The sequence below is a fragment of the Streptomyces sp. NPDC046915 genome (assembly GCF_040644935.1).
In the GTDB taxonomy this organism is placed as follows: domain Bacteria; phylum Actinomycetota; class Actinomycetes; order Streptomycetales; family Streptomycetaceae; genus Streptomyces.
On the sequence record NZ_JBEYXB010000003.1, the window covers coordinates 407,408 to 420,271 of the forward strand.

Annotated in this window: 9 protein-coding genes and 1 tRNA gene; 9 read left to right on the top strand and 1 reads right to left on the bottom strand. The window is 69.5% G+C overall.

Going from position 1 to position 12,864, the window contains the following annotated elements:
- Window positions 1–41: 41 nt before the first annotated feature.
- Together ABZ915_RS10035 and ABZ915_RS10040 are read left to right on the top strand one after the other, a co-directional pair.
- Window positions 42–779: an ABC transporter ATP-binding protein gene (locus ABZ915_RS10035; RefSeq protein ID WP_361798773.1), complete on the top strand. Its 738-nt coding sequence runs from the start codon at window positions 42–44 to the stop codon at window positions 777–779.
- Window positions 773–3,301, top strand: coding sequence for an ABC transporter permease (locus ABZ915_RS10040; RefSeq protein ID WP_361798776.1), 2,529 nt, complete (start codon window positions 773–775; stop codon window positions 3,299–3,301). Before ABZ915_RS10035 ends, ABZ915_RS10040 begins: the two co-directional genes overlap by 7 nt.
- 81 nt (window positions 3,302–3,382) lie before the next feature.
- Here the strand turns inward: ABZ915_RS10040 and ABZ915_RS10045 are convergent.
- Window positions 3,383–3,466, bottom strand: a tRNA-Leu gene (locus tag ABZ915_RS10045).
- A 385-nt stretch (window positions 3,467–3,851) separates the two neighbouring features.
- Between ABZ915_RS10045 and ABZ915_RS10050 the strand changes: the two genes are divergently transcribed.
- The 7 genes from ABZ915_RS10050 (at window position 3,852) to ABZ915_RS10080 (ending at window position 12,861) form a co-directional block, all read left to right on the top strand.
- Window positions 3,852–4,709, top strand: coding sequence for a DUF3662 and FHA domain-containing protein (locus tag ABZ915_RS10050; RefSeq protein ID WP_361798779.1), 858 nt, complete (start codon window positions 3,852–3,854; stop codon window positions 4,707–4,709).
- A gap of 10 nt (window positions 4,710–4,719) precedes the next feature.
- A complete protein-coding gene (locus ABZ915_RS10055) occupies window positions 4,720–5,241 on the top strand; it encodes an FHA domain-containing protein (protein WP_361798782.1) in 522 nt (173 codons plus the stop codon).
- A 140-nt stretch (window positions 5,242–5,381) separates the two neighbouring features.
- Window positions 5,382–6,926, top strand: a complete 1,545-nt coding sequence (locus ABZ915_RS10060) for a Stp1/IreP family PP2C-type Ser/Thr phosphatase (protein WP_361799486.1) — start codon at window positions 5,382–5,384, stop codon at window positions 6,924–6,926.
- Window positions 6,927–6,953: 27 nt separating this feature from the next.
- Entirely contained in the window at window positions 6,954–8,399 is a 1,446-nt protein-coding gene (locus ABZ915_RS10065; RefSeq protein WP_361798785.1) for an FtsW/RodA/SpoVE family cell cycle protein, read from the top strand.
- A complete protein-coding gene (locus ABZ915_RS10070; protein ID WP_361798788.1) occupies window positions 8,396–9,874 on the top strand; it encodes a penicillin-binding protein 2 in 1,479 nt (492 codons plus the stop codon). The genes ABZ915_RS10065 and ABZ915_RS10070 overlap by 4 nt, the downstream gene beginning before the upstream one ends.
- 171 nt (window positions 9,875–10,045) lie before the next feature.
- Complete coding sequence (pknB, locus tag ABZ915_RS10075; protein ID WP_361798791.1) at window positions 10,046–12,040, top strand: Stk1 family PASTA domain-containing Ser/Thr kinase; 1,995 nt, start codon at window positions 10,046–10,048, stop codon at window positions 12,038–12,040.
- A 194-nt stretch (window positions 12,041–12,234) separates the two neighbouring features.
- The gene (locus ABZ915_RS10080; protein ID WP_361798794.1) at window positions 12,235–12,861 is read left to right on the top strand and encodes a hypothetical protein; all 627 of its coding nucleotides are present in this window, start codon (window positions 12,235–12,237) and stop codon (window positions 12,859–12,861) included.
- The last annotated feature ends 3 nt before the right edge of the window (window positions 12,862–12,864 follow it).

Genomic DNA, 12,864 nt, shown 5'->3' on the forward strand with positions numbered 1-12,864 from the left:
TTTCGTGGAGCCACCGACCGGCGACGACCCCAGGGGGACCGATGAGCACCGACGCGATCAGGCTTCGGGCAGTCAGCAGGCGTTACGGCACGGGCGACGGGGCGGTGACCGCGCTCGACGGGGTCACCCTCGGCTTCCCGCGCGGCACCTTCACCGCCGTCATGGGCCCCTCCGGCTCGGGCAAGTCCACGCTGCTGCAATGCGCGGCGGGGCTGGACCGGCCCACTTCGGGATCGGTGCGGGTCGGCGGGACCGAGCTCGCGGGGCTGAGCGAGAGACGGCTGACCCTGCTGCGGCGCGACCGCATCGGGTTCGTCTTCCAGGCGTTCAACCTGCTGCCGTCCCTGACCGCCGAGCAGAACGTGGCCCTCCCCCTGCGCCTGGCCGGCCGCCGCCCCTCCCGCGCGCGGGTGCGTGAGGCGCTCGACCGGGTCGGCCTCGCCGACCGCTCCCGGCACCACCCGAGCGAACTGTCCGGCGGCCAGCAGCAGCGCGTCGCCCTGGCCCGCGCCCTCATCACCCGCCCCGAGGTGCTCTTCGGCGACGAACCGACCGGCGCCCTCGACTCCCGCACCGGCCGCGAGGTGCTGCGGCTGCTGCGCGACATGGTCGACCGGGAGGACCGGACGGTGGTCATGGTCACCCACGACCCGGTGGCCGCCTCCTGCGCGGACCGCGTGGTCTTCCTCGTCGACGGCCGCCTCACCGGCGAACTGAGCGGCGCGGACGCGGGCCGGATCGCCGCGCACATGACGGGACTGGAGGCCGCGGCGTGCTGACCCTCGCCCTGAGCACCCTGCGCGCCCGCTGGGCCACCTTCACCGGCGGCTTCATCGCCCTCTTCCTCGGGGTCACGCTCCTCACCGTGACGGGCCTGACCCTCGCCGCGTCCCTGGACGCACCCCATCGCGCCCCCGAGCGGTTCGCCGCCGCGCCGGTCGTGGTCAAGGGAGCGGACACCCTGCGCGTGGCCACCCCGGCCGGGGAACGCGTGAGCGAACTCGCCCGGCCGCGCCCCGTCCCCGCGGCGGCCGTCACCCGATTGAGGCGGCTGGGAACCGTCGTCGAGGACCGCTCGTTCCCCGTACGAGCGGACAGCGGACCCGACGACCTGGTCGGCCACCCCTGGTCCACGGCCGCGTTCGCTCCGTACACCCTCGCCGCGGGCCGCGCGCCCCGTACCGCGGACGAGGTCGTCGTCAGCGGCGGCTGGGCGCGTCCGGGCGAGCGCGTCCGCACCGGCCACGGCACCGTCCGGGTCGTCGGAACCGTCACCGCACGCCACGACTTCGAGCACGCCGTCTTCTACACCGACGACCGGGCCGCCCAACTCTCCCCGACCAGCACCCAGTTGGCCATCGACGCCGACCCGGCAGCCGTACAGGAGGTGATACGGACCACAGAAAACACCAACGGCACCCCAGACACCCAAGGCATCCGCAGCACCCACGGCACCCACGACACCCACGACACGGACGTCCAGGTCCTCACCGGCGACGCCCGCCGCCTCGCCGACGCCGATCCCGACCGGGACCACGAGGCCCTCACCACGCTGAACGCCCTGTTCGGCACGGCCGGCGGGGTCACCGCCTTCGTGTCGGTGTTCGTCGTGGCGTCCACCTTCGCCTTCTGCGTCGCCCTGCGCCGCCGGGAGTTCGGATTGCTGCGCGCCGTCGGGGCGACCGCCGGGCAGATCCGCCGGACGGTGCTCGCCGAGGCCCTGACGGTCGGCGCGCTCGCCTCGGCGACCGGCTGCGCGGCCGGCGCGTACGGGGCGCCGTGGCTCGCCGGACGGGTCGTCGACGAAGGTCTCGCCCCGGGCTGGTTCACGATCGGCGACAGCGTCTGGCCGTACCACCTGGCCTTCTGGACGGGCCTGCTCGTCGCGGTGTGCGGGGCGCTGACCGCCTCCTGGCGGGCAGGACGCACCGGACCGCTCCAGGCGCTGCGCGAGGCGTCCGTGGACGGCAGAGCGATGACTCCCGGCCGGTGGCTGTGCGGTACGGCACTGCTGCTGGCGGCCGCCGTCACGCTGTGCCTGGCCCTGGCCGGCGACCCGGGCGAGCTGCTGCACCGCAAGTCGTACGTGAGCCGCCCCATGCTGCTGATCACCGCGGTCGCGCTGCTCACACCCGCCGTCGTGCGGCCGGTGGTGCGCGCGCTGGTCCGGCTGCCCGGCGTCACCGGCCTGCTGGTGCGGCAGAGCGCGGCCGCCGATGTACGGCGCACCGCCGCGGTCGCCGCCCCGGTGCTGATCACGGTCGCCCTAGCGGGCTCACTGCTGGGCGCCACCGGGACCCTGAACGCGACGAAGGCCGCCGAGACGCGCGCCCGGACGACCGCCGCGTTCGTGATCACCCCGGGCACCCCGGCCGGCACCGCAGCCGATGGCACGACCGACGGCACGGGCTTCGACGCGGCGACGCTCAGCCGCCTGCGCGCGGTGCCCGGCGCCCGCGTGACGGCGACCTCCTCCAGCGCGGTGTACGTCCTCGAGGACGGTGTGGCCCTGATCAGATCCGAGGCCCGCGCCGCCGACCCGGCACGGCTGGCCGCCACCGCCCGGCTCCCGCTGACCGCCGGACGCGTCGCCGACCTCGACGACGGCTCGATCATCGTCAACCAGGAGTGGCGGCGGCACACCGTCGGGCAGCGCGTCCGGGTCCGGCTCGGCGACGGCACCCCGAAGACCCTGCGGATCGCCGCCGTCATGACCACCGGTACCGGCGACAACGGCGTCTACATCACCCCGCGCAACGCCCCCGGCGCACCGGTCGACCGGGCCGACGTCACCCTCGCGCCCGGCGCCGACACGCACACCGTGGCCACGGGACTGCGCACGGCCGTACACGCCTCGGGCGGCCGGGTGCTGACCAAGGAGCAGTGGCTGCACGCGACTTACCCGGGCACCGACCGCACCACCCGCCTCGGACTGCTGCTGGTCCTGGGCATCGCCCTGCTGTGCACCGCCGTCTCGGTCGCCAACACCGCGGTGATGGCCACCTCGGACCGGCGGCACGACCTGGCCGTCCTGCGCCTGACCGGGGCGACCCGGACGCAGACACTGCGGCTGGTGGCCACGGAGGCCCTGACGGTGGTCGCGGTCGGCGCACTCCTCGGAGTGCTCGTCACCACCCTGAACCTGTGGGAGATCGGCGCCGCCCTGCACCTGCTGTCGGCCCCGGCCGCCGTACGCCTCCCCTGGACCGCACTCGGCACCACCGCGGGCGCCTGCGCACTGCTCACGGTGACGGCATCCGTCGTACCGGCCGCACTCGCACTGCGCCGCCGCGCGACCTGAGAGACTCATCACACCACACGGCGACACTCCACCAACGCCAACGGGCCCACCGTGATGATCACGATGGGCCCGTTGCCTCTGTGCGCGAGGGGGGAGTTGAACCCCCACGCCCTTGCGGGCACTGGAACCTGAATCCAGCGCGTCTGCCTATTCCGCCACCCGCGCATTGGGTGTGTCCTCCGGCTCCGGCCCTTGCGGGTTGGCCCCTTCCGACACCCAGAACATTAGCACGCCGGACAGGGCCGATTCACATCCCTTACCCGCCCACGCCCGCTCCCCCTGGCCACGTATCAAGGAGACCCTGTTCGCGTATCAACCTCGTACCGGTCATGGCCATCTCCCCAGGAGGCGGGCAAGGTCCACAGCCAGGTGCGGGACACTGGTCTTCACGCCCCTCTACGATCCTTGACAAGAGGAGTTCGAAGGGGAGCCGCTCGGGGAACCGGCTGTTTGCCGGGCCGCGTGGATACGATCAGTGAGCGGTACCGCGCTAGGCAGTACGGAACCGCAGTACGGCAAGGCAGGACGACAGCGACGGAGGAGGTGCCCCATGGGAGTCCTGAAGAAGTTCGAGCAGCGCCTCGAAGGTCTGGTCAACGGCACCTTTGCCAAGGTGTTCAAGTCCGAGGTCCAGCCGGTGGAGATCGCCGGCGCGCTCCAGCGGGAGTGCGACAACAACGCCACCATCTGGAACCGCGACCGGACCGTCGTACCCAACGACTTCATCGTGGAGCTGAGCGCGCCGGACCACGAGCGCCTCAGCCCCTACTCCGGCCAGCTCGGCGACGAGCTCGCCGGCATGGTGCGTGACTACGCCAAGCAGCAGCGCTACACCTTCATGGGCCCGATCAAGGTCAACCTGGAGAAGGCCGACGACCTCGACACCGGCCTGTACCGGGTGCGCAGCCGCACGCTCGCCTCCTCGAGCAACCAGCAGGCCCCCTCCGCACCCTCGCCGGCCCCGTCCACCGGACGGCCCGGCCAGAACGCCTCCGGCGGCTACGGCTACCCGCCGGCCGCCGCCCCGCCCATGCCGGCCGCGCCGCCCCCCGGCGCCCGCCCCGGCGGATACGGCTACCCGCAGCCCGCCACCCAGCGGCCCGCGGCCGCCCCCATGAGCGGCGGGCGCACCCGCTACTGGATCGAGATCAACGGCACCCGCCACCAGATCTCCCGCGCGACACTGGTGCTGGGCCGCAGCACCGAGGCCGACGTGCGGATCGACGACCCCGGCGTCTCCCGCCGGCACTGCGAGATCCGGACCGGAACGCCCTCGACGATCCAGGATCTCGGCTCCACCAACGGCATCGTGGTGGACGGGCAGCACACCACCCGCGCTACGCTCCGCGACGGCTCGCGGATCGTCGTGGGCAGCAGCACCATCATTTACCGGCAAGCCGAAGGGTGAAGCGGGGGCAATGTCAGAGCTGACCCTCACGGTCATGCGGCTGGGTTTCCTGGCCGTACTGTGGCTGTTCGTGATCGTGGCCGTGCAGGTCATCCGCAGCGACCTGTTCGGTACGCGCGTCACCCAGCGCGGAGCGCGCAGGGAAGCCGCGCGCCCGCAGCAGGCCCAGGCCCGGCAGCAGGCCGCGCCCCCGCAGCAGCGCGGCCAGCAGCAGGGCGGCGGCCGACAGCGCCGCAACGCCCCCACCAAGCTGGTCGTGACCGAAGGCACACTGACCGGCACCACCGTCGCGCTCCAGGGCCAGACCATCACCCTGGGCCGCGCCCACGACTCCACGATCGTGCTGGACGACGACTACGCCTCCAGCCGTCATGCCAGGATCTACCCGGACCGCGACGGCCAGTGGATCGTCGAGGACCTCGGCTCCACCAACGGCACGTACCTGGACCGGTCCCGGCTGACGACTCCCACACCGATCGCGCCGGGCGCGCCGATCCGCATCGGCAAGACCGTCATCGAGCTGCGGAAGTAGTGCTACATCATGACTGAGCGCGAGCGGAGCGAGCACGCACCGGCGGACCGCACCCCGGTCTCCGGCGCGCTCCCGACCGGAGGGTGGGCAGTGTGGCTCGACACGACCGGCTGTACCCGGAGCCGACGGGCGAGGTGCGCATGAGTCTGTCACTGCGCTTCGCCGCCGGATCGCACAAGGGCATGATCCGGGAGGGCAACGAGGACTCCGGTTACGCCGGTCCGCGCCTGCTCGCCATCGCCGACGGCATGGGCGGCCAGGCGGCCGGCGAGGTCGCCTCCTCGGAGGTCATCTCCACCCTGGTCACGCTCGACGACGACGTGCCCGGCTCCGACATCCTCACCTCCCTCGGCCAGGCCGTGCAGCGCGCCAACGACCAGCTGCGCTCCATGGTCGAGGAGGACCCCCAGCTCGAGGGCATGGGCACCACCCTCACCGCCCTGCTGTGGACCGGACAGCGCCTCGGCCTCGTCCACGTCGGCGACTCCCGCGCCTACCTGCTGCGCGACGGCGTCCTCACCCAGATCACCCAGGACCACACCTGGGTCCAGCGGCTCGTCGACGAGGGCCGGATCACCGAGGAAGAGGCGACCACCCACCCGCAGCGGTCCCTGCTCATGCGGGCCCTCGGCAGCGGCGACCACGTGGAGCCCGACCTGTCGATCCGCGAGGTGCGGGCCGGCGACCGCTACCTGATCTGCTCCGACGGCCTCTCCGGCGTCGTCTCCCACCAGACGATGGAGGAGACCCTCGCCAGCTACCAGGGCCCGCAGGAGACCGTGCAGGAGCTCATCCAGCTCGCGCTGCGCGGCGGCGGCCCCGACAACATCACCGTGATCATCGCCGACGTCCTCGACCTGGACACCGGCGACACCCTCGCCGGACAGCTGTCCGACACCCCCGTGGTGGTCGGCGCCGTCGCCGAGAACCAGAACCACCTGCACGACAACAACATCATGCAGACCCCGGCCGGCCGCGCCTCCGGCCTCGGCCGCCAGGGCCACGGCCAGGGCGGCGGCGAGTTCGGCCCGCCCGGCAGCGGCGACACCACCGGCTACGTCCCCGGCGGCAGCTTCGGCGACTACAGCGACGAGGACTTCGTCAAGCCCCGCAGAGGCCGCAGGTGGCTCAAGCGCTCCCTCTACGGCACCCTCGCCCTCGCCGTCATCGGCGGCGGCCTCTACGGCGGCTACCGCTGGACCCAGACCCAGTACTACGTCGGTACCAAGGACGAGCACGTGGCCCTGTACCAGGGCATCAGCCAGGACCTCGCCTGGGTGTCACTGTCGAAGGTCGAGAAGGACCACCCCGAGATCGAACTCAAGTACCTGCCGCCCTACCAGCAGAAGCAGGTCAAGAACACGATCGCGGAAGGCGGCCTCCAGGACGCCCAGTCGAAGATCGACGAACTCTCCGTACAGGCCTCCGCATGCAAGAAGGAAGCCGAGCGCCAGACGGCCGCCGACAAGAACAACAGCAAGACCGGCCAGGGCAAGACCTCGGGCACCACGGGAACCACGAACACCTCCTTCACGTCCAAGGCCTCGCCGACACCGAACCCGTCGGGCAGCAAGACGCCGTCCCCTTCGAATTCGAAGTCTCCGTCCCCGTCCGCGACCCCCAGCCCCGGCCCCACCCTCTCGGAGGATGAGCAGAAGGTCGTCTCGCTGTGCGGTAAGCAGTAGGCAAGCCGTGAGAGGCCCCGTCACACGATGAGCACTACCAACCCGTCGACGCACCACACGTCCACCATCGGCGCCATCGGCGCACCGAGCAGACGCAACACCGAGCTGGCGCTCCTGGTGTTCGCCGTCGCCATTCCGGTGTTCGCCTACGCCAACGTGGGCCTGGCCATCAACGACCAGGTACCCGCGGGCCTGCTGAGCTACGGCCTCGGCCTCGGCCTGCTGGCCGGCGTCGGCCATCTCGCCGTAAGAAAGTTCGCCGCCTACGCGGACCCGCTGCTGCTGCCCATCGCCACGCTCCTCAACGGCCTCGGGCTCGTCATCATCTGGCGTCTCGACCAGTCGAAGCTGCTCCAGTCGCTGCCCCACTTCACCGCCGCCGCGCCCCGGCAGCTGCTCTACACCGCGCTGGGCATCGCGATGTTCGTCGTCGTGCTGATCTTCCTCAAGGACCACCGCGTCCTCCAGCGCTACACCTACATCTCCATGTTCGGCGCACTGATCCTGCTCATCCTGCCGCTGGTGCCCGGCCTCGGAGCCAACATCTACGGCGCCAAGATCTGGATCAGGGTTCCCGGCCTCGGCTCCCTCCAGCCCGGCGAGTTCGCGAAGATCGCCCTCGCCATCTTCTTCGCCGGCTACCTGATGGTGAAGCGCGACGCACTGGCACTGGCCAGCCGCCGCTTCATGGGCCTGTACCTGCCGCGCGGCCGCGACCTGGGCCCCATCCTGGTCGTCTGGGTGATCTCGATCCTCATCCTGGTCTTCGAGACCGACCTCGGCACCTCGCTGCTGTTCTTCGGCATGTTCGTGGTCATGCTGTACGTCGCCACCGAGCGGACCAGCTGGATCGTCTTCGGTCTGCTGATGTCCGCGGTCGGCGCCGTCGGCGTGGCCAGCTTCGAGCCGCACATCCAGACCCGTGTCCAGGCCTGGCTCAACCCGATGCACGAGTACAAGCTCAGCCGCATGGTGACCCACGACGGCATCCTCCACTCCGACCAGTTGCAGCAGGCCCTGTGGGCCTTCGGCTCCGGCGGCACCCTCGGCACCGGCCTCGGCCAGGGACACTCCGACCTGATCAAGTTCGCCGCCAACTCCGACTTCATCCTCGCCACCTTCGGCGAGGAACTCGGCCTGGCCGGCATCATGGCGATCCTGCTGCTCTACGGCCTGATCGTGGAGCGCGGCGTGCGCACCGCCCTCGCCGCCCGCGACCCGTTCGGCAAGCTGCTCGCCGTCGGCCTGTCCGGCGCCTTCGCGCTCCAGGTGTTCGTCGTGGCCGGCGGTGTGATGGGCCTCATCCCGCTGACCGGTATGACGATGCCGTTCCTCGCGTACGGCGGCTCCTCCGTGCTGGCCAACTGGGCCCTGATCGGCATCCTGATCCGCATCAGCGACACCGCCAGACGTCCGGCGCCCGCCCCCGCCGCCAGCCCCGACGCCGAGATGACCCAGGTGGTCCGCCCGTGAACAAGCCCCTGCGCCGGATCGCGATCTTCTGCGGTCTCCTCGTCCTCACACTGCTCCTGCGTGACAACTGGCTCCAGTACGTCAAGTCGGACAGCCTCAAGGAGGACACCAACAACCGCCGCGTCACCATCGCCCGCTACGCCACCCCGCGCGGCGACATCATCGTCGACGGCAACCCCATCACCGGGTCCGTCAAGACGAGCAGCGGCGACCTGAAGTACAAGCGCACCTACAAGGACGGCGCCATGTGGTCGCCGGTCACCGGGTACGCCTCCCAGGCCTTCGGCGCCACCCAGCTGGAGTCCATCGACGACGGCATACTCACCGGCGACGACGACCGGCTCTTCTTCCGCAAGACCCTCGACATGATCACGGGGAAGCAGCAGCAGGGCGGAAACGTCGTCACCACGCTCAACGCGGCCGCGCAGAAGGCCGCGTACAACGGCCTGAAGTCGCAGGGCGGCAAGGGCGCGGTCGCCGCGCTCGACCCGTCCACCGGCAAGATCCTGGCGCTGGCCTCGTACCCGTCGTACGACCCCTCGTCCTTCGCCGGCAACAGCCTCACCACGGACTCCAAGGCCTGGAACGCGCTGAAGAAGGACAACAACCCCAGCGACCCGACGCTGAACCGGGCGCTGCGCGAGACCTACCCGCCGGGTTCCACCTTCAAGGTGGTCACCGCGGCGGCCGCGCTGGAGAACGGGCTGTACTCCTCGGCCGACGAGAACACCAAGTCGCCGCTGCCGTGGATCATGCCGGGCACCACCACCCCGCTGAAGAACGAGGGCAACATCCCCTGCAAGAACGCGACCATGCGGGTCGCGCTCAAGGTCTCCTGCAACTCCGTCTTCGGCAAGATCGGCGCGGACCTCGGCAACGACAAGATGCTGGAGGAGGCCAAGAAGTTCGGCTTCGACTCCGAGCAGTTCACCCCGGTCCGTTCCAACGCATCGGTGTTCTCCGACAAGATGAACACCTCGCAGACCGCGCTGTCCTCGATCGGCCAGTTCAACACCGCCGCGACCCCGCTCCAGATGGCGATGGTCGCCTCCGCCGTCGCCAACGACGGCAAGCTGATGAAGCCGTACATGGTCGACTCGCTCCAGTCCCCCAGCCTCGACCCGGTCGCCAAGACCCAGCCCGAGGAGCTCAGCCAGCCGCTGACGCCGAAGAACGCCCAGATCCTCCAGGACATGATGCAGACGGTCGTCAAGGAAGGTACGGGCCAGCACGCCCAGATCCCCAACGTGACCGTGGGCGGCAAGACCGGTACCGCCCAGCACGGCGTCGCGAACAGCAAGAACCCGTACGCCTGGTTCATCTCCTACGCCAAGCTCCCCGACGGCAGCTCGCCGGTCGCCGTGGCCGTGGTCATCGAGGACGACCAGGCGAGCCGCGACGACATCTCCGGTGGCGGCCTCGCGGCCCCGATCGCGAAGAAAGTGATGGAGGCGGTCATCAACTCCAAGAAGTGACTCCGCTCACGTCCCCCACGCATCGGTGCACGTTGCGATACCGGTCCTGTATCGGGTGACGGGCTTGGCCAGGTCACACAGAGCGAGCCGGGTACGGTAGGCCCGGACGGCAGCCTCCGGCCGCACACCCACGTGCCGGCCGGGACCGACGGAGAGGGCTGGTAGGGAACTATGGAAGAGCCGCGTCGCCTCGGCGGCCGGTACGAGCTGGGCCAGGTGCTCGGCCGTGGTGGCATGGCCGAGGTCTACCTCGCGCATGACACGCGCCTCGGCCGCACCGTGGCGGTGAAGACGCTTCGCGCCGACCTCGCGCGCGACCCGTCCTTCCAGGCCCGGTTCCGCCGGGAGGCCCAGTCGGCCGCCTCGCTCAACCATCCCGCGATCGTCGCGGTCTACGACACGGGTGAGGACTACATCGACGGGGTCTCGATCCCGTACATCGTGATGGAGTACGTCGACGGCTCCACGCTCCGTGAGCTTCTTCACAGCGGCCGCAAGCTGCTGCCGGAGCGGTCGATGGAGATGACCATCGGCATCCTCCAGGGCCTGGAGTACGCCCACCGCAGTGGCATCGTCCACCGCGACATCAAGCCGGCGAACGTCATGCTGACCCGCAACGGCCAGGTCAAGGTCATGGACTTCGGTATCGCCCGCGCGATGGGCGATTCCGGCATGACCATGACGCAGACCGCGGCGGTCATCGGCACCGCGCAGTACCTCTCGCCCGAGCAGGCCAAGGGCGAGCAGGTCGACGCCCGCTCGGACCTCTATTCGACCGGCTGTCTCCTCTACGAGCTGTTGACGGTACGTCCCCCGTTCGTGGGCGACTCCCCGGTGGCCGTCGCCTACCAGCACGTACGCGAGGAACCGCAGGCGCCGAGCGTCTTCGACCCCGAGATCACGCCCGAGATGGACGCCATCGTCCTGAAGGCGCTGGTCAAGGACCCCGACTACCGCTACCAGTCCGCCGACGAGATGCGCGCCGACATCGAGGCCTGCCTCGACGGCCAGCCCGTCGCGGCCACGGCGGCACTGGGCGCCGTCGGCTACGGCGGCTACCCGGACGACCAGCCGACGACGGCCCTCCGCTCCGACGCGGGCGCCGGCGCCACGACGATGCTCCCGCCGATGAACCCGGACGACGGCGGCTACGGCTACGACGACCGCCCCGACCGGCGCCGCCAGCCGAAGAAGAACAACACCTCCACGATCCTGCTCGTCGTGGCGGGCATCCTGGTGCTGGTCGGCGCGATCCTGATCGGGAAGTGGGCGTTCCCCGGGAACAACTCGGGAGACGAGACCCTCAAGGCTCCGAACTTCGTCGACCACACAGAGGCCGACGCGAAGAACATGGCCACGAACGTCGACCTCAAGGTCACGGTCACCAGGAAGGCCTGCGGCAAACCGGCGAAAACGGTCTGCTCCCAGAACCCCACCGCAGGCACGGACGTGAAGAAGAACGACACAGTCGCCCTGACCGTGTCGACGGGCACTCCGAAGGTCACCGTGCCCAGCGTGATCGGACTCAGCCAGGACGAGGCCACGTCGAAGCTCCAGAGCGACGACTACAAGTTCGTGGTCAAGACCGAGACCCGCGTCTCCACCGAGGACCCGGGCTCCGTACTCGACCAGGACCCCATCGGCGGCAAGCAGGTCCAGAAGGGCTCGACCATCACCATCACGGTCGCCAAGGCCGAAGCCAAGGCGACCGTCCCCGACGTCACCGGCAAGTCCTGTGACGAGGCCAAGGCCCAGATGACGGCCAACAACCTGGTCGGCAACTGCACCGACGTCGAGACCGACGACAACTCCAAGGTCGGCAAGGTCATCGCGACCGACCCGCAGGCCAACACTCAGGTCAGCAAGAACTCGACGGTGCAGATCCAGATCGGCAAGGCGAAGCAGAACCAGCAGACGCAGGTTCCGAACCTCCAGGGCCAGACCCTGAAGAACGCCAAGACCCTGCTCCAGCAGGCCGGCCTCCAGCTCGGCAACGTCACCGGGTCCCAAGACGACAACGCCATCGTCTTCAATTCCGACCCCGGCGCGGGCAACCCGGTTGACCAGGGCACCGCGGTCAACGTGGTCACGGTCGGGCAGGGCGGCAATAACAACGGCGGCAATAACAACGGCGGCACCAACATCTTCGGTGGCACCACTGGCTGACGCATCGCCAACTTAAGGCAGCGAGACGCTCGGCTGGATTTCCCAGCCGAGCGTCTCACGTCCGCTCCGCGCTCTGATCCCATGGCACGGGACTGACACTTGTAGGACGGCCGGTATGGTCGGCTCATGGCCCGCCGGTCCGCAGGTCCCCCTTCACGAGGCAGCCGTCGGCCAGCACCGTGCGGTTACGGCGTATGTCGCGGCTGATTGCGGATGCAGACACTGGTGACTTTTTCGCTTCGTACCGCAAGCGAATTTTTCGAGCCACCCTCAATTTCGGACAAATTAGCGAAAATGATTCGAAATTCGCGGGACAAGCCTGCATAACAGGCATTCCATGTCGGCTCGAAAATAGTCTTTTATCACCCAACCGAACCGATAACGTTTCTCTCGTGAAGCGATCACATCAACGGATTTCACTGGTCAGTACTGCGGCCGCAGCCCTGCTCGTCGCGGCACCGATGAGCAGCGCCCACGCAGACAATCCTCCACAATACGCGGGGTGCACCACCACGGGGGCCAGTGGTTCGGCAACCTTCAACAACCCTTCTGCGGTGCACGTCGATATCGAGATGAACGTCTCGGATATCGATACGGACAATCACCACGTGGCCATCCGCTTTGTTTCCGATGAGGTTGGTAAGCCGATTCAGTACTGGCCCTGGCACCACAATTACAAGGGCGCCGGAAAGACCATAAACGTGAGCACCTATGCCGATACGTCCCGCGGGTACTTGAACTATAAGGGCGTTCAGGTGGCCACCATGGAAGGGTCGACCGTGCTGCACAGTTGCATCGACTGGGTGGGCGGAGGCCCCTGACTG

Excerpts from the sequence above, each read along its gene's own strand:
- ABZ915_RS10035 (WP_361798773.1), top strand. The coding sequence starts at position 42 with ATGAGCACCGACGCGATCAGGCTTCGGGCAGTCAGCAGGCGTTACGGC.
- ABZ915_RS10050 (WP_361798779.1), top strand. The coding sequence starts at position 3,852 with ATGGGAGTCCTGAAGAAGTTCGAGCAGCGCCTCGAAGGTCTGGTCAAC.
- ABZ915_RS10055 (WP_361798782.1), top strand. The coding sequence starts at position 4,720 with ATGTCAGAGCTGACCCTCACGGTCATGCGGCTGGGTTTCCTGGCCGTA.
- ABZ915_RS10060 (WP_361799486.1), top strand. The coding sequence starts at position 5,382 with ATGAGTCTGTCACTGCGCTTCGCCGCCGGATCGCACAAGGGCATGATC.
- ABZ915_RS10065 (WP_361798785.1), top strand. The coding sequence starts at position 6,954 with ATGAGCACTACCAACCCGTCGACGCACCACACGTCCACCATCGGCGCC.
- pknB (WP_361798791.1), top strand. The coding sequence starts at position 10,046 with ATGGAAGAGCCGCGTCGCCTCGGCGGCCGGTACGAGCTGGGCCAGGTG.
- ABZ915_RS10080 (WP_361798794.1), top strand. The coding sequence starts at position 12,235 with ATGTCGCGGCTGATTGCGGATGCAGACACTGGTGACTTTTTCGCTTCG.